Source organism: Flavisolibacter tropicus (assembly GCF_001644645.1).
GTDB classification, from domain to species: Bacteria; Bacteroidota; Bacteroidia; order Chitinophagales; family Chitinophagaceae; genus Flavisolibacter; species Flavisolibacter tropicus.
On the sequence record NZ_CP011390.1, the window covers coordinates 5,712,078 to 5,737,548 of the forward strand.

General features: G+C 40.9%; 24 protein-coding genes and 1 tRNA gene. 7 read left to right on the forward strand and 18 right to left on the reverse strand.

Annotation, left to right across the window (positions count from 1 at the left end; all coding sequences use genetic code 11):
• Positions 1-60: 60 nt before the first annotated feature.
• Positions 61-792: an esterase family protein gene (locus SY85_RS24240; protein ID WP_066408796.1), complete on the forward strand. Its 732-nt coding sequence runs from the start codon at positions 61-63 to the stop codon at positions 790-792.
• Here SY85_RS24240 and SY85_RS24245 read toward each other — a convergent pair.
• The 7 genes from SY85_RS24245 to mtaB form a co-directional block, all read right to left on the reverse strand.
• The gene (locus SY85_RS24245; RefSeq protein WP_066408799.1) at positions 789-1,100 is read right to left on the reverse strand and encodes an ATP-dependent Clp protease adaptor ClpS; all 312 of its coding nucleotides are present in this window, start codon (positions 1,098-1,100) and stop codon (positions 789-791) included. The two genes, SY85_RS24240 and SY85_RS24245, sit on opposite strands and share 4 nt — an antisense overlap.
• 165 nt (positions 1,101-1,265) lie before the next feature.
• Positions 1,266-1,877, reverse strand: a complete 612-nt coding sequence (locus SY85_RS24250; protein WP_066408801.1) for a hypothetical protein — start codon at positions 1,875-1,877, stop codon at positions 1,266-1,268.
• 231 nt (positions 1,878-2,108) lie between these two features.
• Positions 2,109-2,663 carry a glutathione peroxidase gene (locus SY85_RS24255; protein ID WP_066408806.1) on the reverse strand — a complete coding sequence of 185 codons (555 nt, stop codon included), beginning with the start codon at positions 2,661-2,663 and terminating at the stop codon, positions 2,109-2,111.
• 231 nt (positions 2,664-2,894) lie between these two features.
• Positions 2,895-4,433 carry a hypothetical protein gene (locus tag SY85_RS24260; RefSeq protein ID WP_148661284.1) on the reverse strand — a complete coding sequence of 513 codons (1,539 nt, stop codon included), beginning with the start codon at positions 4,431-4,433 and terminating at the stop codon, positions 2,895-2,897.
• A 376-nt stretch (positions 4,434-4,809) separates the two neighbouring features.
• Positions 4,810-4,884: transfer RNA gene (locus tag SY85_RS24265), tRNA-Val, on the reverse strand.
• Between the two features lie 93 nt (positions 4,885-4,977).
• Positions 4,978-5,268: a hypothetical protein gene (locus tag SY85_RS24270; RefSeq protein ID WP_066408814.1), complete on the reverse strand. Its 291-nt coding sequence runs from the start codon at positions 5,266-5,268 to the stop codon at positions 4,978-4,980.
• A 14-nt stretch (positions 5,269-5,282) separates the two neighbouring features.
• Entirely contained in the window at positions 5,283-6,560 is a 1,278-nt protein-coding gene (gene mtaB, locus SY85_RS24275) for a tRNA (N(6)-L-threonylcarbamoyladenosine(37)-C(2))-methylthiotransferase MtaB (RefSeq protein WP_066408815.1), read from the reverse strand.
• A 460-nt stretch (positions 6,561-7,020) separates the two neighbouring features.
• Here mtaB and SY85_RS24280 point away from each other — a divergent pair, with 460 nt between their 5' ends.
• From SY85_RS24280 to priA, 4 genes are read left to right on the forward strand one after another with little or no spacing between them, the layout of a single operon-like run.
• Positions 7,021-7,419, forward strand: a complete 399-nt coding sequence (locus SY85_RS24280; protein ID WP_066408816.1) for a hypothetical protein — start codon at positions 7,021-7,023, stop codon at positions 7,417-7,419.
• Positions 7,419-8,177 carry a lysophospholipid acyltransferase family protein gene (locus SY85_RS24285; protein WP_066408817.1) on the forward strand — a complete coding sequence of 253 codons (759 nt, stop codon included), beginning with the start codon at positions 7,419-7,421 and terminating at the stop codon, positions 8,175-8,177. Before SY85_RS24280 ends, SY85_RS24285 begins: the two co-directional genes overlap by 1 nt.
• A gap of 50 nt (positions 8,178-8,227) precedes the next feature.
• Positions 8,228-8,635, forward strand: coding sequence for a GxxExxY protein (locus SY85_RS24290; protein ID WP_066408818.1), 408 nt, complete (start codon positions 8,228-8,230; stop codon positions 8,633-8,635).
• 25 nt (positions 8,636-8,660) lie between these two features.
• Positions 8,661-11,102, forward strand: a complete 2,442-nt coding sequence (priA, locus tag SY85_RS24295; protein ID WP_066408821.1) for a replication restart helicase PriA — start codon at positions 8,661-8,663, stop codon at positions 11,100-11,102.
• 1 nt (position 11,103) lies between these two features.
• Here the strand turns inward: priA and SY85_RS24300 are convergent, their stop codons facing one another.
• Positions 11,104-11,778 (reverse strand): NAD(P)H-binding protein, encoded by a 675-nt coding sequence (locus SY85_RS24300; protein ID WP_066408827.1) that lies wholly within the window; start codon positions 11,776-11,778, stop codon positions 11,104-11,106.
• A 28-nt stretch (positions 11,779-11,806) separates the two neighbouring features.
• On the opposite strand from SY85_RS24300, the gene murB reads away from it, so the two are divergent.
• Complete coding sequence (gene murB / locus SY85_RS24305; protein WP_082886680.1) at positions 11,807-12,820, forward strand: UDP-N-acetylmuramate dehydrogenase; 1,014 nt, start codon at positions 11,807-11,809, stop codon at positions 12,818-12,820.
• A 213-nt stretch (positions 12,821-13,033) separates the two neighbouring features.
• Positions 13,034-13,579: a hypothetical protein gene (locus SY85_RS24310; protein ID WP_066408833.1), complete on the forward strand. Its 546-nt coding sequence runs from the start codon at positions 13,034-13,036 to the stop codon at positions 13,577-13,579.
• A gap of 77 nt (positions 13,580-13,656) precedes the next feature.
• Here SY85_RS24310 and SY85_RS24315 read toward each other — a convergent pair whose 3' ends face one another.
• The 10 genes from SY85_RS24315 to SY85_RS24360 all read right to left on the reverse strand — a co-directional run bounded on the left by SY85_RS24315 (position 13,657) and on the right by SY85_RS24360 (position 25,465).
• Positions 13,657-15,195, reverse strand: coding sequence for a MoxR family ATPase (locus tag SY85_RS24315; RefSeq protein ID WP_226998948.1), 1,539 nt, complete (start codon positions 15,193-15,195; stop codon positions 13,657-13,659).
• 258 nt (positions 15,196-15,453) lie between these two features.
• Positions 15,454-16,551 (reverse strand): vWA domain-containing protein, encoded by a 1,098-nt coding sequence (locus SY85_RS24320; RefSeq protein ID WP_066408835.1) that lies wholly within the window; start codon positions 16,549-16,551, stop codon positions 15,454-15,456.
• Positions 16,552-16,638: 87 nt separating this feature from the next.
• The gene (locus SY85_RS24325) at positions 16,639-19,944 is read right to left on the reverse strand and encodes a glycosyltransferase family 117 protein (RefSeq protein WP_066408837.1); all 3,306 of its coding nucleotides are present in this window, start codon (positions 19,942-19,944) and stop codon (positions 16,639-16,641) included.
• A gap of 174 nt (positions 19,945-20,118) precedes the next feature.
• On the reverse strand, positions 20,119-20,850 hold the full coding sequence (locus SY85_RS24330) for a YqjF family protein (RefSeq protein WP_066408839.1): 732 nt from the start codon (positions 20,848-20,850) through the stop codon (positions 20,119-20,121).
• 92 nt (positions 20,851-20,942) lie between these two features.
• The gene (locus tag SY85_RS24335; RefSeq protein ID WP_066408841.1) at positions 20,943-21,230 is read right to left on the reverse strand and encodes a putative quinol monooxygenase; all 288 of its coding nucleotides are present in this window, start codon (positions 21,228-21,230) and stop codon (positions 20,943-20,945) included.
• Positions 21,227-22,054 carry an SAM hydrolase/SAM-dependent halogenase family protein gene (locus SY85_RS24340; protein ID WP_066408843.1) on the reverse strand — a complete coding sequence of 276 codons (828 nt, stop codon included), beginning with the start codon at positions 22,052-22,054 and terminating at the stop codon, positions 21,227-21,229. Before SY85_RS24340 ends, SY85_RS24335 begins: the two co-directional genes overlap by 4 nt.
• Before the next feature lie 82 nt (positions 22,055-22,136).
• Positions 22,137-22,946, reverse strand: coding sequence for an SDR family oxidoreductase (locus SY85_RS24345; RefSeq protein ID WP_066408846.1), 810 nt, complete (start codon positions 22,944-22,946; stop codon positions 22,137-22,139).
• Between the two features lie 273 nt (positions 22,947-23,219).
• On the reverse strand, positions 23,220-23,951 hold the full coding sequence (gene aqpZ, locus SY85_RS24350) for an aquaporin Z (protein ID WP_066408849.1): 732 nt from the start codon (positions 23,949-23,951) through the stop codon (positions 23,220-23,222).
• 151 nt (positions 23,952-24,102) lie between these two features.
• A complete protein-coding gene (locus SY85_RS24355) occupies positions 24,103-24,693 on the reverse strand; it encodes a nuclear transport factor 2-like protein (protein WP_148661285.1) in 591 nt (196 codons plus the stop codon).
• A gap of 115 nt (positions 24,694-24,808) precedes the next feature.
• Entirely contained in the window at positions 24,809-25,465 is a 657-nt protein-coding gene (locus SY85_RS24360; RefSeq protein WP_066408857.1) for a YiaD family glycine zipper/OmpA-like lipoprotein, read from the reverse strand.
• Between the last annotated feature and the right edge of the window lie 6 nt (positions 25,466-25,471).

The window sequence follows — 25,471 nt, forward strand, 5'->3', positions numbered from 1 at the left end:
GTATGTTGTTGAGTTCAAAATTCTTATTGCTTTTGTAAATACATTCATTTAAAGTTGGGTATGGATAGAACAATCACTTCCTGGTACAGTCACCGTTTATCTAAAGAAATGCCAATAGCTACTTATGGTCATTATGGATTTGCGTTAATGCTAATACCAACAGCAGCGGCTGATTTTCTGGAATATGAGCGTTTTCAACTTATTGACCGCCTGCAGCCATTTATTGATAGCGGCAAAGTGAAAGTATTTTCTATAAACAGTATCAATAATGAAAGCTGGATGAATAATGATATGGATCCACGCATGAAAGCGATCCGTCATCAGCAGTTCAATAGTTATGTTTATGAAGAAGTCATTCCTTTCATAAAAACGCAAACTAGCCAGGAAACGCCAATTATCACCTGCGGAGCCTCTTTTGGCGCTTTGCATAGTATGAACCTATTTTTGAAGCGACCCGACCTGATAAATGGAGTCATTGCCATGAGCGGTGTGTATGACTTAACTGAATATACAAAAGGGTATTTTGATGATGATGTGTACTTTAATAGCCCGCAACATTATATGCCTAACCTTACCGATCATGTTATTTTAGAACAGATACGGCGTAGTACACACCTGCATATTTTTAGCGGGAGCGGGGCCTATGAAGCGCCAAATAGTGCGCGTGACTTTGCTGCTATTCTTTATAATAAAGGAATCAACTATGAGCTGGATATATGGGGTAGTGAATGGAAACATGACTGGGATACCTGGCGTACAGTATTGCCGCACTACTTGGGTACCCGCTTTTAACTGATAAGCGCCTCCACAGTAGCACCTATACCTCGTTCCGTAATGGCATCACATTGAGGCTTCAAATCCTCATAACTGCCATGTTTTACGGCATACTTTCCCCTGAAATGAATAATATAGGCACACTGTTCTGCCTGCTCATAAGAGTGCTTGCACACTTCTACAAGCGTTTCAATAACCCACTCAAAGGTGTTTACCTCATCATTCCACACGATCAAATGAAAAGGAGTTTCCTCTTCGATCATTACATCAACTTCTTCCGCCTCAAAAGGCTGTACATCTTCTTTGGTATGGTTGAGCCCTTTCATAGTTGGCAAAGTTACAAACCTTCCCTAATTATTTATTTATGTAGTAGATCGATAGACGTTACGATAATGTGAAAGCCTTATGCAGATATGGAAAAGGTGGGGGGTAAGAAAAAAGAAGCATGCTTTAAGGCGTGCTTCTTTTTTTATGATTAAAATTACTCTTGTTTACTTTGTAACCTCGTACACGAAAGTAGCGTTGCCCTGCATGGTGGGGTCGCTTTCTTCAAATACCTGTAAATATAACCTACTGTTGTCTGTAACAGTTTTCCAGTAATAAGTTGTTGGCTTCATGGCGATTTCTTCTTTGGTTGCAGGCCTTTTAGTATCAGATTTTGGGCAAGATGTATTTGATGCTGATCTGCTTGTTTTTACAGTTCTAAAATTGCCTTCTACAGGGTAGAGCGTAAGCTTTGAGCCTTCAAATTTCATGGTTCCTTTCAGCTGGGTAAAATATTCATTAATACAGGAAGATGTTGAACCTTCTACTACCAGAAGTTGTGCAAATTCAAAATATCCATCTTTGGTAACTTTATATTCACGGGCAGCTGAATAGGCATTTCCTACGTGATCGCCATTGTCATTGTAATATCCAATGGCTGATATGTTGCCGGATGTCCAAGTGCCAGGTGCTAAGGCATCCGGTACATCACTACGAGGAGATTTTTTATATAAATCAGAATCATAGTTGGTGGTGGCGTCAGTCTTATCATTCTTTTTGTCACAACTCGAAGCAGTTAGCGAGATCAGACCGCAAATAATAAATAATGCTTTTTTCATTGGTTAATTTTAATGTCTAAAATTATCAGAACCAGACTGCTTCTTATTCAGTATCGACGCTCATTTATTAATATGGGTAGTACTACTTATTCGTATTTAATATGGAATATTTTGACGCTTCGCTAATCTCTAATTGTTGCTAGATACCAAGCTAGCTTTAATTCTAAAACATCTAAAAAATAAAAAGCCTCTACTTGTGTGAGGTAGAGGCTTTAGACGGATTTATTCAATTTAATCTAAGCTCCAGGGCTGCTTAGTATTGTTTAATAGGCTGGTAATATCAGGGCTTAATGGGGAAATATCGGCCGGAAATACTTTGATTAACTGCCCATTCTCATCCAAGAGAAACTTGGTAAAGTTCCATTTAACAGGTTCGGTAACGGCCATTTTTTTTGCCTCTTCTATCAGGTACTGAAACACTGGATGGCAATTCGTGCCTTTTACAGTAGTTTGCTCAGTGATAGGGAAGGTGGCACCGTATGAATCTCTGAAAAAAGCCTGTATTTGTTTATTGGTTTTTAATTCCTGGTCGCCGAAATCGTTGCCTGCAGGAAACGCTATAACTACCAGTTTTTCTCTATAAGCACTGTATAGTTGCTGCATCGCCTCTATTTGAAAGGTATAAGGTGATTTGCAAGCGGTATTTACAATGAGTATCTTTTTGCCTTTGTAATCGGAGAAATTAATCTGCTTACCTTCTTCAATAGAGTTCGTCTTGAGTTCGTAAATAGTAGGTGTGTTAAATAAAAAGGTGCTGAATAGGGCAGCGAGTAAAAGTGTTTTCATGTTTAGGGTTTTTGGGATTATTAGGGTAAGCCAAATGTAAAAAGAATAAGGGAGTATGGCAATAGGGTGAATTATTTACGAATGACAAGGAAGAAGCATTAAATATATATAAGGATAAATGTTAGGAATATTGTGAACGACTGAAATATGTTTGGCTAGTAATCAATAAACAAGAACTGTCTGAGTCTTATCGGATTGTTAACGCTAAGTAGTTCAGCAAGCCGTTTTTATTTAATGAATGGATAAGAGCCAAGTGCGTTGTCCATTTAAGTTGAAGCTAGTTACTAGCAATGCGGTTGTTGCTATTGGTGAGTTTTTAAATGAAACAGCATGTTTGCCAGGTAGAAAGGTTTGAATGGGAATCTCGCTGATTAGTTTGCCATCAATAGCAGTAACCTTAAAACCCGCAGTTAGCGAAGTAGAACCTGTAATTGTAAATTTAAGCTCGCCAGAAGCGGTGAGACTTAAATTTGAAATAGCACCTATAATCGAAGTTTTTGCTTTTATGACTTTGGAATAACCAATTTGCCCATTATCATCCTGCCATTTTAATCGGTAGTAGTTTTCCAGTTTATCTGTTTTATGAGAAAAGCTGCCGTGTACAGTGTTTTTAATTTTGAATACATCACGAAAATTTATACCATCACTACTGTATTCTACTGTTAGCAGAGAAACAGTGTCTTCAAATTGCCATATTAGTTGGTTGATGTCTTGTGCTTCTATTGCGCTAAAATCTTTAAGTTTTATTGGTAATGCATAAGCTGGAATGAATTGGGTAAGATCAAAAGACCAAAGCTTTGGGGATATAGTAAATGTAGTAGGACCTATATTGATTGAAAACTGTTCATTACTAACATAACCATACGTTTGATTTCTAAAAGTTATTCCTTCAGCCTGGCCTATTACTGTTGCGTTGGGCAACTCAATCTTGCGTTTGTTCCCATTGAAGAACTTACCATTATTGTAGTCACTCAATATGTACAAATAGTGAGGACCTAGTCCTGTATTGTTATATCCAATGAGAACGATCACAGCCGTTCCTTTTATTTTATCAGCACCTGTAACTAAGAGGTTTGCGGGAAAGGTTTCAAATGGTTGAGCACTAAATGTGCCAGCATGGGTGCTATTAATACGATAATGCGTAGTCGTTTTATTTAACCAGTCTTTTGTAAACAAGTGTATGCCATCTTCATCAACAATCATGGCTTCGCAATCAAATGGCGTCTTTTGCATTTCTGTAGGTACTATTGGTTGCGGTTGGTCGGCATAGGTAAATTGTATAACTTCTATAGCGCTGGCGGGTATTGTTATTGAGGGTGCCGCAGAATGGTCTGGAATAGCCGTAGCAGGAAATTTATAGATCTTTAGATCTTTGCGGCCCCCATTATTATTGCCAAAATCACCAATATAAAAATAAGTGCCATCAAATGCCATGTCTTCCCAGTTAATATTGGTGGCACCTTCTAAATAAACCGTTTGCCAAATTGTGTTTGTGAGCGTGTCAATTTTATAAATAGCGGCCGCTCCATCATCGTTAAACGTCCATAGATTTTTACCGTCCCATTGGAGGTCACTTGTCTCTACTAAAGTTTCCGCAAGCGGGTTCACTTTTAATGTAGGATTATAAAAAGAATAGTTATACAAACAGCTGCCATCGGAAATGGTGGCGTTAGGATTATAATTATTAGCAGCTGGGTCTTTGCATCCTTTCACTTGACCGTAAAGGAGAGAAACACTAAATAGAAAAAGCAGTATTAATAACGGTCGCATGATCATACCCTGGCATTTTAAAAGCTGGAATGGCTAAAACGGGTAAGGCGGTTGGTTTGTCAAATAGAATAAATGGTGTTTTCAATTCTAAATCCGTTTCTGTAAAACGCGCTATCCTGTTTTAAAATATCAATAGTAGGAGTACTGATTATTTAAATTGAGCTTGATAAAAATCCTTTAGTAATAACGGATAGGGAAGATTGATAAAAGCAGCCATGAAACTAAACAATGTTATTGAGAAAAGAAATAGTTGTATAGACTTAGATTAGCTAGGGATATGCGTATCGTCAATTCAAAAGCTATCCTATACAGTGAAGGAAGAAGAGGCAATAATAGAAAAGAAAAAAGGTTCCAATTTGGAACCTTTTTTCTTTTGTGGGAGTTGACGGATTCGAACCGCCGACCCTCTGCTTGTAAGGCAGATGCTCTGAACCAGCTGAGCTAAACTCCCTTTTTTGTGTACCCCTTGTTTGTTTCGGGAGTGCAAAGATAAGGGGCGGATTCTTTCTGCAAAATTTTTTTTAGAAAAATCAGAAAAAAAATTTCAATTCAACTGCAATGCCGGTAATCGATAACTTAATCCATCCCAAAGAACAAGTTCCCAAACTTCCAGTTTCCAATATTTATATAGAGGTGATACCGACAACACTTCTTCTACTTCTTTTTTACTATCAGCGTTGATTGTGATCCAAACTTGTTGCACTTCCATGCTTACAGCATAATGCTCTATAATTTGTTCTTCAATCAATGAATTAATATAGGTGCGATGCTCTTCTAACTTCAGCGCCATTTCATCGCTCCATGTAAATTGTACTGTTACTAAAAATTTGCTCATTTACGATCCTCAAATTAACCTATGGTCCAATCAACAATCTGGTTTGCCCATTCATTCCGGAAGGGTGTTGTAATGCGGATATAGTTGTCCGTATAACCTTCCATCATGCCGCTCTTTTCATGTCCTTCAAACAATACTTTGCGCGCTTGTCCCCGATGCTGCTCTGTAAAGTGTTGCATCTTCATGTAACTAAGGTTGCGCAAAGTTTTATTGCGTTCATGGCGCACATTGATCGGCACCACGGGGTTTATTTCTAAAGCTTTTGTATTATCTCTTTCTGAATAGGTAAACACATGCAAGTACGATACTTCCAGACTATGCAGGAAGTCAAATGTTTCCTGAAAATGCTTATCTGATTCGGAAGGGAAGCCAACGATTACATCTACACCAATGGCGCAGTGTGGCATCAGTGATTTAATGATCTCTACACGCTCGGCATACAGTTCACGCTTATACCGGCGGCGCATAAGGCCTAGAATATCATTGCTGCCACTTTGCAGGGGCACATGAAAATGCGGCATAAACTTCTTGCTGCCTGCTACAAAGGTGATGATGTCTTTTGTCAGCAGGTTCGGTTCTATAGATGAAATACGATAACGTTCAATACCTTCTACCTGATCCAATTCCTGAATCAGGTCGTAAAAGTTCTCTTCTGTCTTTTTAGCACCATCGGGTCCCTTACCAAAATCGCCCAGGTTTACACCTGTAAGCACAATTTCTTTTACACCTTTGGTGGCTAGTTCTTCTGCATTTCGTACCACATTGGCAATACTATCACTGCGGCTCTTGCCACGGGCCATAGGAATAGTACAAAAAGAACAGGTATAGTCACAACCATCCTGCACCTTTAAAAAGGTACGTGTGCGGTCGTTTACCGACCAGGAGGAGTTGAAGCCGGATACATCTTCAATATCGCAAGAAGAGATCTTTGCTGAATCGCCCTTGGTTAACTCTTTTAAATGAGCCCCCAGGTTAAATTTCTCGGCAGCACCCAATACCAGGTTCACACCCGGAATTTCAGATATTTCCTTAGGTTTTAGCTGCGCATAGCATCCGGTAATCACCACCAGGCTTTCCGGTGCTTTCCGCTGGATGCGGCGAACCAGCTGGCGGCATTCTTTGTCGGCATTGTCTGTTACCGAGCAGGTATTGATCACATACACATCGGCTACCTCTTCAAACTCCTTTTTCAAAAAACCTTCTTTTTCCAGCTGGCGGGAAAGGGTAGAAGTTTCCGAAAAGTTGAGCTTGCAGCCCAAGGTGTGAAACGCTATAGAACGCTGTTTTTCCATCAGTCGGCAAAGGTAGCCAAAAGCGGGCTTGAAGGTGCAGGGAAAATGTTAAGGGACTTCCGGATAGCGGGCCAAAAGGAGTAACGTTTCAAGTTCGGGATTTTGACGTTTTGTTTAGCCAATTGGTTGATACCCGTTCCATTATATATTTTAAAAGAAATCACTAGATCCAAGTGTTTGAGTAATTGGCTCGATTAAAAGCCTCATTAAGACCGTTTTATGTGTAAAGTCGGGTATTTCTTGCTTTTCTACCTAGGCTTTTTCTACTCAACTCCGTAACCTTACGGAGTTGAGTAGAAAAAATCCAGACTTACATTAAGCTTTTGGCCGGTTTGAGGACTAATTTGGGGTGGAGGAGCTATACCTGAAATGTTGGGTTGATTAAAAAATGGAAAAATGATCACTTCGCTTTCTTGTTTTCACACAGGGGAAGAAAAGTATTAATTTGCCCTATTGTCAAATGAAATCGCGCAACGTTATCCTTACTCTTGTCTTTATCCTGCTTTTATCGGGCATATTTCTTTGCCGCAAGTGGCAGGAGCCTTCACGTAAGGAAGCATTGAACCGACGTCCCGATCTTTTGACCTATTCTTCCCTGGCAGTTTGTTTAATGAAGTGTCAGCAAATTGAGGAGGAAGAAATTGAACAGATTTTAAAGAAAGGAGTGATCCTTTTAAATAAAAGTAACAGATTTAGCAGGCCTTGCCCCACATTTGCAGTTCAGGGCAGTATGGCAACAGGCAAGAGTTTACGGCTAAGCGTGCAACAGTGTGGAAAAGAAACAACCGTACTAGCCTGTACTATTGTCAATGAAACGAATCCATGTCAATGTCCTGATGAAAGAAATAATGTGAATTAATGCGCTGGCTAATCAAACCATTTCAACTTTTATATTGCATCTATGCCTTATTGCTATTTGTAGCATTGATGCTGATTGTTTTTCCGTTTGCCATCCTTTCTTCATTTTTTGGAAGGATCAATGGTGGCAATATGCTGTACCGCCTTTGTATGGTTTGGGCCGACCTGTGGTTTCCGCTGGTAGGCATCTTCCATAAGAATATATATGAGCAGCCTTTACGAAAAGGCGCTTCTTATGTATTTGTAACCAATCATACATCCTATTTAGACGCCGCTATCATTCCTAAGGCGGTTCGCCAGCCGGTACGTCCATTAGGGAAAGTGGAGATGGCTAAAGTGCCCATCTTTGGCTACATCTATAAGAATGCGATAGTAACAGTGGACCGTAGTTCCGCGGAGAACCGCTCTAAAAGTGTGCGTATACTACGGTCGGTATTAAGTAAAGGGGTTTCCATTCTCTTTTTTCCCGAGGGTACTTTTAATGAATCCGGTAAACCGTTAAAGTCGTTCTATGATGGTGCTTTTCGTATTGCTATAGAGACTAAAACTCCCATTAAACCAGTGCTTTATGTAGACGCTTACGAGCGATTGCATCCTCATAATATCTTTTCTTTAACGCCAGGGAAAAACCGTGTTGTGTTTCTTCCAGAAATTCCAACGGAGAATCTAACGAATAAGGATATTGCTGCATTAAAGCAGCAGGTGTATGATTTAATGGATACTAAGCTTCGCGAATACGGTGCTTCATGGATTGTCTGAACCGGGATTTGGGTAGATTTAGGGATTAATAAGATGAATATTGGGAACTTATGGAAGACTATAAATACAGGGATATAACGGAAAAGATTATTGGAGCTGCAATGCGTGTTCATGGAACATTGGGTAATGGCTTTCAGGAGGTTATTTATCAAAGAGCTTTAGAAATTGAATTCCAAGATGTTAATTTGAGGTTTACCCGAGAGTTGGAAATGCCAGTTTATTATAAAGGGCAACAAGTAGGTGAGCGCCGGGTAGATTTTTATGTAGAGGAAAAGATTATGGTTGAATTGAAAGCAATTATCCAATTAGAAAATGTTCATTTGGCTCAGGCCAAGAATTATTTAGAGGCATATAACATGGAAGTTGGGCTGCTGCTTAATTTTGGGGCAGCAAGTTTGCAATTCAAAAGGTTGAAAAATCCAAAGTTTATAGAAACAACTTTTCTACCTAATCCCTAAATCTCCCCAAATCCCGGTTCCGACAATGTACGCCGAAATTATCATACCGCTGGCCCTCCCGAAAAACTATACCTGGGAAATTCCTGATCATTTATTGGCCAACCTGAAACCAGGTTGCCGCGTAGAAGTAAATCTAGGGAAGAATAAAAAATACGCCGGTATTGTTAAGCGCATACATGCCGATAGGCCACAAAGTTTTGAGCCGAAAGAGATCATCAACGTTTTAGATGCTACGCCTGTTATTCAACCCTTCCAGCTGCAATTATGGGAATGGCTGGCATCTTATTATATGTGTTCAGAAGGTGAGGTGATGGCAGCAGCTTTACCTTCTCACTTCAAACTTTCCAGCGAGACGGTTCTCGTTTTCAATGAAGAATATGGTGAAGACTTCTCCGCATTGGATAACGAAGAATACCTTATAGCGGAAGCCTTGCTGATGAAGCACGAGTTACGACTCAATGAAGTACAATTGATCCTGGATTCCTCCCACGTGTATCCGGTAGTAAACCGGTTAATTGGAAAGAAGGTGTGTTTTGTGTGGGAGTCGCTAAAGCAAACCTATGCTCCCAAGAAGGAAACCTTTGTGCTGCTCAATCCGGAATACGATAATGAAGAAAAGCTTTCAGAGCTATTAAATAACTGGAGCCGCGCGCCTAAGCAGATGGAGCTTTTACTAAGCTACCTGCACCTGATGAAAACAGAAGGAGAGGTGAGCAAACCTGACCTATTAAAGAAATCCAATGCTACCGATGCGCAGTTAAAAGGCTTGGTAGAGAAGAACATTCTAAGGACAGAGAAGCGTGCTATCGATCGATTGCACTACCTGCCAAAAGATGTAAATATTGATTTTGAACTTTCACCAGCGCAAAGCGAGGCTTTTGAAAAAGTGAAACAGTCCCTGGAAGTAAAGAATGTATGTTTACTACATGGCGTAACATCTAGCGGAAAGACACAATTATACATCAAGCTCATAGAGCAAGTGATCCGCCAGGGAAAGCAAGTGTTGTATATGCTACCGGAAATAGCACTAACGGCACAGATCATCCGCCGGTTGCAGAAATTCTTTGGTGGTTATATTGGTATTTATCACTCCAAGTTCAATCATAACGAACGGGTAGAAATATGGAATAAGGTAAAGAGTGGCGAGATGAAAGTGGTACTGGGTGCCCGTTCTTCCTTGTTCATGCCCTATCAGAACCTTGGCCTGATCATTTGCGACGAAGAGCATGATGGCTCTTACAAGCAACAAGACCCTGCACCCCGCTACAATGCCCGTGATGCGGCTATTTACTTGGGAGGCTTAACAGGGGCTAAAGTATTATTAGGAAGTGCAACACCTTGTTTGGAATCTTACCACAATGCCAAAACGGATAAGTATGGCCTGGTGGAACTGATGGAGCGTTATGGCGACGTGAAGCAGCCTACCATTCAGATGATTGACCTGCGCGCTGTGCCTAGAAAGCCAGGCGAGAAAGTCATGTTCTCCATGCAGCTAATGGAATCCATTAAAGCTACTGTGGCCCGTGGTAAGCAGGTGATCTTATTTCAAAACCGTAGAGGATACTCGCCATACCAGACCTGTACGGTATGTGGTTGGATAGCACAGTGTAAGCATTGTGATGTATCGCTTACTTACCATAAGTTCTCCAATAAGCTAAAGTGTCACTATTGCGGTAATATTTATCCGCCGGTGCATACCTGCATGGCCTGTGGCAGCGATAAACTGGTACAACGCAGTTTTGGTACCGAGCGTATTGAAGAAGTGTTGGATAAAGACCTGGACGGTGTTAAAATAGGACGGATGGATTTTGATGCCATTCGTAATAAGAACGCGCATGATGTGCTTATACAGCAGTTTGAGCAGAAGAAGGTTGATGTGTTGGTGGGCACGCAGATGGTAGTGAAGGGACTAGATTTTGATAATGTAGAGCTGGTAGGCATCTTAGATGCCGATGCGTTAGTGCACTTTGCTGACTTCCGTGTGAACGAACGAGCCTTTCAGTTGATGGAGCAGGTGAGTGGGCGTGCCGGCCGGCGCGATGGAAAGGGAATGGTGATGATTCAGACCTCGCTTCCTAACCATCCGGTGTTACAGCAGGTAGCGCGCCATGATTTTGTAGGTATGTATGTAGAAGAGATTGAAAAGCGCAAACAATTCTTTTATCCTCCTTACTCACGGATTATCCAAGTTCACTTCAAGCACAAGGAACGCGATGTGGTGCAAGATGCTGCACATCGGTTTACCCAATCTATGGATCCTGCTTACGGACAATACCTAGTAGGTCCTGCCGAACCAGTGATCAACCGTGTACGCAATTTATATTTAATGGAGTTGTTGATAAAGCTTCCCCGCGACAGCCAATTGATTGCCAAGTGTAAACAAGATATTCAGAAATACATAGCGGTGCTACACAATGAAAAGCGCTTCCGAAATGTATTGCTTGTTCCAGATGTAGATGCTATATAATTTATTGCCTGGCTAGTGCTTTTATCTGTTGGTACTCGAGGATATTGAAGCCTGGCTTTTGTTCTTTAGCGGTAAGCATCATGGCCTTGGCCACGTCTGCGGAATGTATGGGTTTGTACTTGCTTAATTCACCAAACATACCCAATGCTAAAAAGGGCATAACGGCTTGCGCTATTTTTTCACCAGCACGTTTTTCCTGCCGGTTACCTAATAATAATGATGGCCTGAAAACAGAAACACTGGGCAGATTCAGTGCCTTTACTGCTTCTTCCACTTCACCCTTTAGTTGCAAGTAGAAGTTACTGGCCTTAGGGTTAGCACCTACTGAGGAGATCAATAATAATTGAGGACATTCTGTTTCCTGGCAGAGACGAGCAGCTTTCACTGGAATATCATAATCTACTTTGCGGTAAGCTTCTTTATCGCCTCTTTCTTTTTGCTGGGTGGTGCCAACAGCAACAAACACCGTATCGCTGCCATATATACCCAATTTAAAGGATTCTTCATCCGTAAAGTCAATTAGCTTCACCTCTGTTTTAGGATCTTTGTTTTCTATTGGGCGACGAACCAATACGCGAATGGTATGATAATAGTTGTCTTGTTGCAACAATTCTAACAAGTGGCCTCCTATAAGCCCTGTAGCTCCAATTATAGTTGCTGTTTTTGTAGTCGCCATTTTTCAGTAACCTTGCTTTTTAGTGATTATGCAAATACGTGAAAATATCTCCCTTCAACCCTATAATACCTTTGGCTTAGACGCCAATGCCCGCTACTTTGCTCCCTTTGAAACAATAGACGAGCTTACCACATTATTAAATTACAAACTACCTGCCACAACCCCTAGACTTATTCTTGGCGGCGGTAGTAATATTTTATTGACGAGAGACTTTGATGGACTGGTGTTGAAAAACGAGGTGGGTGGTATAGAAGTGGTAAAGGAAGATGAGGAATATGTTTATGTCAAAGTGGGTGCGGGTATCAACTGGCATGAGTTTGTGCTGTATTGCATTGGAAGGAATTATGCGGGTGTAGAAAACCTGTCCCTTATTCCGGGTAATTGTGGCGCATCGCCCATGCAGAATATTGGTGCGTATGGCATAGAGATTAAAGATGTGTTTCATGAACTGGAGGCCTTTCATATAGGTGATCTAGTCGTTAAAAACTTCTCATTGGAAGAATGTGAGTTTGGATATCGTGAGAGTGTCTTTAAGCGACAGTACAAGGGTCAATTTGTGATTACATCAGTAACATACCGCTTACGCAAACATCCAGTATTCAATACGTCATATGGCGCTATTAACCAGGAACTGGAGCGGATGGGAGTGAAGGAGTTGAGTATACAAGCTATTTCACAGGCGGTGATTAATATCCGTACTTCCAAATTGCCAGACTGGCGTGAAGTAGGGAATGCGGGCTCTTTCTTCAAAAACCCGCAAGTACCTAATGCAAAGTATGATGAACTAAAGCAGGCCTTCCCAACCATAATAGGCTATCCGCAAGGTAATGGAACTAAACTAGCTGCTGGTTGGCTGATAGAGCAATGCGGTTGGAAAGGATATCGTAAGGGGGATGCAGGCTGTTATCCTAAGCAGGCGCTGGTTTTAGTGAATTATGGAAAAGCCACTGGCGGTGAGGTGTATGCGCTAAGCGAGGAGATCCTGCAATCTGTTAAGGAAAAGTTTGGGGTATTATTAGAGCGGGAAGTGAATGTTATTTAAAATTCAAGCACGTTTGAGGCTAGCATTATGTTTTTAGCTTCTACATATTTAGCATATAGTAGTCGAGCCATTAATCGTTGATAGTTCGAAATACTCATTTGAATCGCTATAAATGGTTGTTGATCCAGTAGTTTAGTTAGCAAAAAACTTTTTCAATTTACATTAGCGATTGCTAAATATTACTTATGTATTCCCAAATGGATCATTCCTCTTATGATTAACCGACCGTATAAAACTTGGCTGCTGATTATTGCCAGTATTTGTTTTGTTATGCATTCTAATGCACAAAAACGTTTTGCTTTAGGTGTTGGTGCTTCATTTGTTAACGGTGCTGAAGAAAAAGATGACCTGTATGCTTTTGTACCGGTGACACTTTATTTCTCCTATTCTTTTATTAATACTCCCAGCACTAGGGTTGCCATTGAGAACTTTACATCTTTCCGATTGAAAGACGATGGTAATGAAATCCGAAATGGGTTTGCAATGACATTGCCAATTACATTTGAGTACCGGATATCCAAGTGGAGTTTGTATACCGGTGTAGGTCCAGCATATGTGAATCAGAGTGTTGAATATAAGTATGTAACCAAACAAAAAGAGCACGGTGATTTTTTGGATATAAACGCGGGTTTGGGCAAGCGAACTGCTTCTGAAAAGTTAACGGGAGAGATTGGTGTTCGGCTTCATTACTTAAAGAGATTCTCTGGTATTAAAGAAGATGGCTTTATGCTTTCATTTTACATTTCTGGCCCTAAATAATTAGGGTGGGTTCAACAGTCACAAATAGTAAAGCCCGGGTTTGGCCCGGGCTTTACTATTTATAAAGGTTCAGTTGATTAATTGAAATCTTCTTCCTCTTCATCATCAAGCGAAGAAGATGATTGCATATTGAACATACTTCCCATCAGGTCTTTAAATTCAACCGCATTTTCCAGGATCTTTTTGCTAATCAAAGAATAAGAGGCCAGTCCGTGTAAAACAAACTCCATGAGTAAGGCCGCTTCTTTTTCATTGGCATGACTGAAGGTTTTCTTTACCAAGGCAAATAAGCCATCCACCGCATATAGCTGATTGATCTTATCCTGATCTTTGGCTGAGAAGAATAGGTTAATATGATTACCCTTGTCAAACCAATTAATGATAGAACGATAGGGATTATAAACCACTTGTGGTGTTTCACCTTTGCGGGAAGCTCTTTTCTTCAAGGTTTCCGGATTAGGGAAGTATTGCACAAAGTTGGTGCGTATCGATTTGTCCAACAGGTTCATAGCTACCTGGTAAGGGCCTTCCTGTTCGCCTTCATACACTAGTTCAATTTTACCGGTAATTGAGGGAATGATACCAATCAGGTCTGAGATCCAAACATGCGTTTGCTGATCGCCATGAACAATTGACCGGCGTTCTGCAGCACTTACAGCATTTTCAAAGGCAGAAATAGTTAAGCGAGCACTAACCCCACTTTTCTTGTCAACAAACTCACTAGCGCGGGCTTCAAAAGCTACTTGCTCTATCAGACGTTTTACCAGGTCGCTAACCTGTACTATTTCTTTTTGTACATCTTCAATAGAGGCCTCCTGTTCTGTAATGGCCAAGGCCTGTTCCAGTGACTTTGGATAGTGTGTAAGAATCTGGCTCTGTATACGGTCTTTAAGGGGCGTAACAATAGAACCCCTGTTCGTATAATCTTCCGGGTTAGCCGTAAACACAAATAAGATATCTAATGGCAGGCGTAGCTTGAAACCACGGATCTGTACATCTCCTTCTTCAAGAATATTGAACAAGGCCACTTGAATGCGTGCTTGTAAGTCGGGCAATTCATTGATAACAAAAATGCCTCTGTTGCTTTTGGGAATAATGCCAAAGTGAATCACACGTTCATCCGCAAAGCTTAAGCGTAGGTTGGCCGCTTTTATAGGATCAATATCGCCAATCAAATCAGCAACACTTACGTCTGGAGTTGCCAGCTTCTCGCCATAGCGTTGACTGCGGTGCACCCATTCAATTGGTGTAGCGTCGCCTCTTTCATTGATAAGGTCTTTGGCATATTTGGATAGCGGCTGCAATGGGTCGTCGTTTACTTCGCTACCTGCTATAATGGGAATGTATTCATCTAACAATTCGGTCATTTGGCGCGCCATTCGCGTTTTGGCTTGTCCCCTTAATCCAAGAAATAAAATATTGTGCTTACTTAGTAACGCCCGCTCCACATCGGGAATAACACTGTCTTCATAACCGATAATACCAGGGAAGGTTTCTTCTTTACCCTGTAATTTTTTAATGAGGTTTTGACGTACTTCATCCTTTATGCTCTTGGTTTTATAACCAGCTTCTTTCAGTTCGCCTAACGTATTTATATGTTTAATGTCTGGAACCACGATTGGGGGTGATTTAAGTGATTAAATGGAAAGTAAGTTTCCTAATGACTTACTTGTCTCTGAAAATTTATAGATTCTACTGTTTCTGTATGACAGATTTTTCTGGTGTATCTATTTGAAGGTTTAATAATTTTGGATTTAAAATAGACGTGTATTAGTGCTTACCATGACTTTGAGTTTTGTTTCTTATCGACTTGTCTTCCTTCATCAGCTAATCTTCACATTAGCTAATCAGCTAATTTCCCAAATCATGGTTCTTTAATAAACGGTCTTTCTCTTGCCGCTTTCAAAATCCTTGAAGATGAAAGCTCCCAAGCGATCTAAAGAGGCAAAGAAGGCCTTACCGTTATTGGTTTCTGTAAATTCTTGCACAAACCGCTGTAAATAGGGGTCTGATGCAATCATGAAGGTGGTTATTGGTATTTTTAGCTTCTTGCACTGGGCCGCCAGGTTCATACAACGAGTAGTTACTTTCCGGTCCAGACCAAAGCTGTTTTTGTAATAGCGTTTACCAATTTTCAAACAGGTGGGCTTGCCATCAGTGATCATGAAGATCTGTTTATTGGGATTTTTACGCCGGCGCAAAATATCCAAGGCTAGCTCCAGGCCTGCTACCGTATTGGTATGATAAGGACCCACTTGTAAATAGGGAAGGTCTTTGATTTCTACTGGCCATGCATCGTTACCAAAGACAACGATATCCAATGTGTCTTTGGGGTATTTAGTAGTGATCAACTCACTCAAGGCCATGGCTACTTTTTTGGCAGGTGTAATCCGGTCTTCGCCATAAAGAATCATGGAGTGGGAGATGTCGATCATTAAAACTGTTGAGGTTTGGGATTTAAAATCCGTTTCCCTGATCTGCAGATCATCCTCCTGCATCGTAAACGCATCAAGGCCATGGTTGATCTGCGCGTTTCGGATCGATTCTGTAAAGTCAATCTGTTCTAACATATCCCCAAACTGGAACGGTCTGGTCTCTGGACTTACTTCATCACCTAATCCCGGTTTCTTGGTGTCATGATCGCCCTGCTTTGTTTTCTTCAGCTTACCAAATATCTCTTCCAGGCTACGCTTACGTATACCTTGTTCTGTTTTTGGAGTGATTTTTATTTCTCCCCTTTCATTATCGTCTGTGATGTAACCTTTGTCTTTGAGCTCATCAATAAAGTCGCCAATACCGTATTCCTGGTTGGTCAACTCATACTGCCGGTCCAGTTCATTTAACCATTGAAGGGCTTCGCCTACGTCACCACTTGTATAGGTCAGCAGTTGCATGAAGAGGTTTAGCAATTGTTCAAATCTCGACTGACCATTTGCGCGGGGATCAAACTTTGAAAATTGAAATCCTAGCATAGTTCTTACAATCTACAACAATCAGGCAACATTTGTTCATTGCCATATGTTAAAGAAAAAACCCTTGCCGAGGCAAGGGTTTTAAACTTATTTCTTAGTGGCACTATCGGCTGCCTGTTTGGGGTTTTCCTTAACAGGAGCTCCTGCTGCCGGATTATACTGTTTTTCTATTCCATCAAGCAGTTGCATCAAAAACTCATTGATTTCTGCTTCGCGAGATACTGTGTTATAGAAATCGCCTTTTTCAGCTCTCATATAATCGTAGTAAGCCTTTTGGTCCATCAGGTCTTTTCTGATAGCGGCTTTTACTTTATCAGCCAACTGGGTATAGCCAGCCTTGTAAGCTGCTTCCAAATACAACAGGCCTGTTTGGTTGTGAGAATTATATCGGCTTGCCATTGCATAAGGCAAGTTCTCCGTATTCAGCAGGCTTTCTGCCTTATCCAATAATTTCATGGCATCTTGCTTACGGCCTTCATCTGCCATATTACCAGCAGCTTCACCAAATGTGGAGCGAATGCTTAACAAGTGACGACGGTTCTCTTCATCAAAGTAAACACCAGGCTTGTTTGCACCACCTGACGTAAACTTCGTCATCAGGTTGTTGAACATCACATCGGTATTGTTGTCCCTGATAGAAGTGCCTCTTAGTGCTTGTTCTGTCATCCAGTTTTGCTGAGGAAACTTGTTCTTCACTGGTACCAAGCGATAGGTCAATCCATCTTTTCTCAAGTATTGTCCAAAGCCTAATTCACCATAAGGGGATGTAAAATAGATCGGACGCTTCCAGCCATTCGCGGCGATGATGTTTAAGATGGTCAATTGATCCAGTGTCAGGAAGTTCTTGTCTGCAGGAAGATCAAATTGCAATTGTGCGTAAGTCGAATCCGTTGGATTTACTACACCATACTTCTGTAAAGAACTTGCATCTACAGGAACCACAAACTTCTTAACGGGGAATGTAGCCTGCACCTGTGATTTATCTTCGCCATTCAGCATTGGCCCAATGACATTCTTCATTACATCTGACAATGGATAAGCACGTTGTTGGTCACCTTGTGGGCGGAAAGTAATATAGGACAAACCGCTGATTTGATTTGGCGTCCAGATCACATCGATCGGATCACTTTGGTTGACTTTATAACGCAGTTGGTTTACATACCAATCAATACCTAACAGGCTGGTATTGATAATACGAATGTCAGGGCGAACACCTTCTACTTCCTGTGCAAACCATAAAGGATAAGTATCGTTATCACCAAAGGTGAACAGAACAGCATTAGGCGCGCAGCTTTCTAAATAGTTGCGGGCCATAGATGGTGCAAGAGTCTTAGAACTACGGTCATGATCATTCCACTCTTCAACAGCCATTACAGCAGGAGCGATCATACAAAGAATAAAGGCCATTACAGTTGCTGTACGTAAGTTTCTATTGGCTCCGCCAACTGCACGAACAACATAGAACATGATGCCTGTAAATGCTGCAAATACAATAGGTAATGCAAACGTACTTAAGGCAGATCCTCCATGAATATTGATGAAGAAGCTTAATACTAAAGTAGCAATGCTACCGTAGATCATGATGTTTTTAAAGGTGGTTTGGTCTTCCCTTTCAGTAGCCATACGCACCAGTGCGATCACTGCCAGGCCAATCCATATAGCAAATGCATAGAAGGATCCTACATAGGCATAGTCACGTTCACGAGGCTGATTACCAGGTTGGTTCAGGTAAAGTACAACAGCTATACCTGTAAAGAAGAATAGCAGGAAGGTAACGATCCAATCTCTGCGATCTTTCATAAAATGGTAAATACAGCCCAATAGTCCAAGCACAAAAGGCAATAAGAAAAGACTATTGTTAGCTTTATTATGCTTTAAGCTTTCAGGCATTTTATCCTGGTCACCTAAACGAGAGTTATCAATAAAGGCAAACCCGGTTTTCCAGTTGCCATCTCTTTTGCTACCAAAACCTTGGATGTCGTTTTGTTTACCGGCAAAGTTCCACATGAAATAGCGCCAGTACATATGCGCCATTTGGTAGGTAAAGAACCAGTTAATGTTATCTGCGTAAGTAGGAGCTTCATAACCCTGCTCGCCAGTCTGAGGGTTTTGTGTGGCCTGTAAGCCTAACCAGTCAGCATAGAAAGTAGCATGTCCCTGGTCATTGCTACGATCCCAAATACGAGGAAACAGTTGCTTGTCTTTGCTGTCGAATTCAGGTTCCTTATCTACACCCAGCTCAATATACTTATTGTCGCCTTTTGAATAGCGCATTGAGCCTTCTTTCATTACCACGCGGCCATCATCACCATATTTATAGTCGGCCTGGAAGTGTGGTCCATATACTAAAGGTGCTGAACCATATTGTTCACGGCCCAGGTAATAGTTCAAGCTCATTGGGTTGTCTACGTTGTTCATGTCAATAGCAGGATTAGCGCTAGAACGAATCATTGTAGTAGCATAAGTAGCATAACCCAGCATCATGAATACAAAGCACCATAGACCCAATTGTAAAAAGCCAATACCTTTTTGACGGGCATAACGAAGGCCTAACAAAACGGCAACCGTTAATAGAACAAAGAAGAAGATAAAGCCAGAGAAGAAGGGTAGATTAAAGCCATTCACAAACCAAACATCAAACTTACCCGCCAGCTTTATGGTCCATTGAATAACCGCTACTTGTACAACGCCTGTAATAACGCAGCCAATAAGGAATGCCCAAATGGCACTATTGCGTGTGTATTTATAGCGCTTATAATAGTAGATCATTACAATGGCCGGAATGGTCAACAGGTTTAGTAAGTGAACGCCTATTGATAAACCCATCATAAAGAAGATGAACACGATCCAGCGGTCGGCACGTGCTTGTAAAACACGGTCGCTCCCAGCTGCAAAGTCAGCACGTTCCCATTTCAACATCGCCCAGAATACCAGTGCAGTGAAGAAAGATGAAAGGGCATATACCTCACCTTCAACTGCGCTAAACCAAAAGGAGTCAGAAAAAGTGTAAGCAAATGCACCGACAATACCTGCGGCCATGATAGTAGTCGTTTGCGCACTATTAGGTTCTTCATTAAAACCTACCAGAAGTTTACGACCAAAATGCGTAACTGTCCAGAAAAGGAACAAAATGGTGAAGCCACTGGCTATGGCACTCATCACATTCACAGCATATGCTGGATTGGTGCCGCCAAATAAAACAATAAAGAAGCGACCTAGCAGCGTGAAAAGTGGCGCTCCAGGTGGGTGTGGTAGTTGAAGTTTATAAGCACTAGCTACAAACTCGCCACAATCCCAAAAGCTACCATTGGCTTCTGCCGTTAAGATGTAGACCAAGCAAGCGATCACACAAACGATCCAGCCGGTAATGTTGTTGACTTTTTTAAAATTCATACAGTGAGAGGATTGGTTTTCCGTCTTTTTATTTTTTCAAAGACAAGCAAAAATAGGGAAGGGGCTAAAATAAACGGAAATAGGGTTGATTAAAAGTTAAATCGGGAAGGAGGGAGTCACAATTTTAGAATAGCAGGAACGACAGGAAACCTTGAATGACAAGAGATTAATGAACTATCCCATGCTTGTTATAATTGTTTTGCCACCTTTCATGACTTTAATAGCGGAGCCATCTGCCAGGAATACAGATTGGGGCGGTTGCTGAAGCGCCTGAGCAAATGCTCTGCCATACAAGGGCTCTACACTGCATTGAATATTGTATTCCTTTACTTTATGAATATTCCAGCGGGGGTGACTTACTTCATAATGACCCGTTGCCTGGCTATTTATTTGTGTATACCCCCAATAGTGTTCGGTAATAAATTCTTCAGCTGAACCTTCTGCTACCAGCGTTGCTTCTTTTTCTGCAATAGCGCTAAGAAAATTCCACTCTTTGCCAACCTTCCAATGATAGCTTACTTTGAGTTCTTCTTCTGAATAAGCCCATTGATGGTACATGGAGTGTGTGGCATATTTCTCTTTATAGATGGTATTGGCTACAAAAGAAATCATGCGCTTCGGTACTATTTCTTTCACAAACACTACGCCTCGCTTCCATTGTCCTTTGTCTTTATAGCGAACATAAAACCGAAGGTTAACTTCTTCAAACGTGCGGTGAAAAGGAACACCAATGCCACGAATCCTGGTATTGGTAAATAAAAAGCCTACCAAGCTTACGTAGTGAACACCATCAAATGTATCTAATTCGGTATAGGCTGGAACAAACGGTTGCAAAACTTTAGGGTCGATGACATAATTGGCCATGAGCAAGTTTCGCCACTCTGCTGAAAGAAAGATGTTGTTCATCCTTTTAAAGGTAAGTGACTTCAAAGGAATAGTTATACATGGAGTGAATCAGGGAGAAAACAAAAAATACTGGTAACCTTTTTAGTTTTCCTTTACATCCGCGGTTCCACTGTCCAAGCTTCTGGTTTGGCAGCAAACTTCTGCTTGGTTAATGTCCAAGTGTCGGCAAAGAAATCGGAGGAGCGATAGGCATTTAAGTGCGATTCAGAATGCCAGTGGCTATAGGTAAAGAATACAGTTGGATCAGCTTTGTCTTGCCAAAGTTCTAAATGGGTGCAACCCTCAAAGTTTCTTATAAGTTGTCTGCGTTCTTCAAAAAAGGTTTGAAATGCGTTGATCTCTTCTTCACGAAAAGTCATTTTCACAATACGAGTGATCATTCAAAAAACACTTTTACGGTTTGATAGAATAGGCGGTTCTGCACCATGGTGCTGGTGGCTGTGTGCGTTTCGTTATATCCGCGCAAGCCAAAAAGTCCTGCTGCATTTCCCTTGTTAATAGCAATTTCCATATAGCCGGCACTGTTAAACATTACCAGCTTTTCGCCTTGGGGCACATCGGCATATGAGCCACTGATTCGGTCTATAACTTCATCGCGTTTAAAAACAATTTTGAAGCGGCGACCTCTGCGCTGCTGCTCAAACTGTTCCTGCGTAATATTAACAACAACATTTTCAAAGTTGTCGATGAAAATGATCTGGCCTTCTATCCAGCTCTCGCCTAACATTGGGCGTAGTGGATTTTTTTCAATATAGGAAGGGTCGGGATTGCCTATTCGTTGTATAGGCTCACCATTTACCAATTGTGTAATGGCCTTGGCTGCTACATCAATACAATACAGGGTATTCTTAATGGCTGTTTTTTCAAAGGGAATACCAATCACCATATCGGGTTTGTCTTCCAGGATCATACCTAATAGTCCATTGTCGGCACAAAGCACATATTGGTCCTTATGAAAAGCAAATAAGAGTTGATCAGGCTTTGACTCAAAGAGATTGATTAAGACTATATGAAAGGTGAACTCTGGAAAATTCCGGATAGCGCTTCTGCATACATAGGCACCCTGAGGGTAATTAAAGGGCGACAGGCTATGTGAAATATCAATGATCTGAAATTCGGGATTGATGCGTAACAGACGACCCTTGGCAGCACCAACTAAATAGTCTTGTTGGCCAATATCGGATGTCAGGGTTACCAATGGCATTGAGAAGCGTAAAATTGGGTATTAATGCGGAAAAATTCAACCGCATTAAACGGATTATTTATTCAGTTATTAACATTCTGGCCTATTTCACCAGCTTTCCATCTCTAAAAAAGAAATTCTTTACCAGCTTATCGGCTAATGAAGGAAAGAATTTGTTCATAAATACTGTTTGCTTTCCTTTAAATGTTAAAACCAAGGTTCTTTTCTTTTTATCAATGGCTTCTAGCACATAGGCTGCACACGCTTCGGAACTCATTAATTTGCTTTCATCCATCGGCGTTTCACCCTGTGGCTGGCCATTTTTATCTAAAGCTGCATTTCGAATATTAGAAGTAGTGAATCCTGGGCAAACCCACATAACGTGTACGCCACTGTCTAATAACTCCGTGCGAATGGCTTCCAGCCATCCTTGTAAGGCAAATTTTGAGGCGGAATAGCCACTTCGGCCGGGTAAGCCTCTATATCCTGCAATAGAAGATACACCCACAATACTTCCTTTTCTTTCAATGATAGAATTCAACGCATACTTTGTACAATACACAGCACCAAAGAAGTTGGTGTTCATTACTTGGTGCAACACATCGGTTTTGAGGTCTGTTAATAAGGCACGCATAGAGACGCCTGCATTATTAATTAAAACATCAATACCGCCAAACACTTTAATGGTTGACTCTATAAAATGGCGGCAATCATTTTCACTGCTCACATCTGCTACTATAGTATGTAAGGGGTAAGAAGGGAAGGAAGACTGTAATTGGTAAATTTTGTCATGGTTTCTGCCGCAAGTAGCCACTTTGGCACCTTGTGCTAGTAGTAGTTCTACTAATGCTTTTCCAATGCCGTCTGTACCTCCGGTTACAACTACTACTTTATCTTTAAAGGATGTGGCCATGAAATTAGCTTTGATGCGCAAACGTACTCCAAAAAGCAGATTGTAAAAAGGGTTTTGAGAGAAATGCGTAAAAGCTTTTTCTTATTGGTTGCTAAGCAATGTTATAGATCAAGTTTTTGATTAGTATTTAAAGTAAGGTGCCCGTTTAGGTGATCTAAATAGTAAAAAGGTTAAGGGCAATCAATTTCTATGATTGCCCGATAGTTACTTTTGTTTTAGGATGAAAGAAAAAAATTAAAAGCGCTTTTTGTAAACGTTCGCTTTTATTTTTCTTTAATGGTGTGGAACTACTGTTACACTCTCATTACTAGCCATAATTGAACCTGTTTCAGGTTTTGTCAGGAATCTATAAACAAAGCCAGCTACCATAGCACCGGCAATTGGGATTATTATAAATAACCAAAGCTGTGAAATTGCCCAATCGCCAACAAATAATGCCTGGCTTATACTTCTTGCAGGATTGACGGATGTATTAGTTACAGGAATGCTGATCAAATGAATTAGGGTAAGTCCAAGCCCAATAGCAATACCGCCAAATGATTTAGTAGCATGATTGTCAGTGGCTCCTAAAATGATAATTAAAAACATAAATGTCATTACAAACTCGCAAACTACGGCGGCACCCATGCTATAATGGCCGGGCGAGTGTTCTCCATAACCATTAGCGGCAAAGCTTCCAATACTTGAACCATTGCCAGTTGCAAGAATGTAAAGAACACCGGCACCAGCTATGCCTCCCAATATCTGGGCTATAATATAAGGGAACACATCTTTGTTGCTCACTCTGCCTCCTGCCCAAAGGCCTAGGGTAACCGCTGGGTTTAAATGGGCTCCAGATATATGTCCCAGCGAGTAGGCAATGGTCAAGACCGTGAGGCCGAATGCAAGCGAAACACCTAATAAGCCAATACCGACATCAGGAAAGGCTGCCGCCAGAACTGCACTTCCGCAACCGCCTAATACTAACCAGAAGGTTCCTATGAATTCTGCTAAGTACTTTTTCATAACAGTGAATATTAGATTTATATAATAGCGTTTAAGTAGTTCAAGTTTTTCAGTACGTAGCTAACTATTAAGTCCTTTGTTTGCTTCAGCATTAACTAAGTTTCTTTTATCTTATCGATTACACGATGCTCTGCCATTTGTCATGTTGTAATTACTTATTTGTTATTTCATCAAGCTTTTTGATACCAACGCGTGAGGGACTTAATTGAAGCGTCAACAAATAATTTATTTTTCCATCCTTGATCTTCCATAGATCCTGGTAAAGTAATGAATCTCTAACGCGGTCATTGTACGTCCATTTATTATACACCAATACATTGACCCAATCTTCATTATGGTCAATATTATGAATGGGATAAGCGGCTATGATCTCATTTGAGGTGGACAAATAGTGGTTTCTTGCCTTAACAAGCTCCTCAACCATTTTATCTCTTGCTGCTGCTCGTCTTTTACCATCGGGTAATTCCATAATGATCGAGTCTGCCAGTAATGCTTCCATATCCTTAATGGACTTTTCATCCCAGGCTTTATACATCTTTAACACGGTACGGGTATTTTCATGCGAACCCATTTCCCAGTTTTTATACAGAACCGGTACGTCAAATACTTTGTCCTCTGTATTTACATCTGTAGAGGCCTGGCTTGGAGTGTCGGCATTTGAACTTATAGCATTGGTAGAAGATGACTTCTCATTACAGGAAAATAGGAGCATCATGTATACGAATGGAAGTAATGGACGCATAGTCATTGCTTTTGATAGAAATCTCGTTTTATAATAGTACGTGGTTCCTAAGAATATTACTATCAAAGGATATCCCAGTAAATGATATTAACAACCAGACAGGCTTTCCCATTTATTACTTCTCTAATTTTCCTTCCTTAGCTTCTTGCTTCATTTTTTCATTGGCAACTACAGCCAATTCAACCCGTCTGTTTTTCTTACGGTTTTCTTCATCTGTGTTTGGATACTTGGGTTGTGTTTCTCCATACCATTTAGCCTGCAGCCTGTTGGCATCTACACCCTTTGAAATAAAAAAGTCTCTTACTGCTTCTGCTCTTTTCTGCGAAAGTGTCATGTTTATTTCATCCGACCCTGTATCATCTGTATGACCCTCAATTACTATATTGGTTTCCGGGTATTTATTAAAAACTTCGGCTGCGCTTGTTAGATCGGATTTATAACTTTCACTGATCGCGTAAGAGTTGATCGGAAACATTAACCCGGATTCAAACGTAACATTTATCCCTTCGTTTACCCGTTCTACTTGTGCGGTAGGTATAGCCTGTTTTAAATCCTTTGCCTGCTTATCCATTTTCTTGCCAATCAGGTTGCCGGCAGTGCCGCCAATTGCAGCACCTGCTAATATGCCCCAGATACTTCCTTTAGTAACAACTGCGCCTAAAGCTGCTCCACCTGTTGCGCCAATTGCGGTTCCTTTTTGCTGCTTATTCATGGTCTTGCAACCAGATAGTAAAACAGAAAAGACTATTATTATCGTCAATATTTTTTTCATTGTATC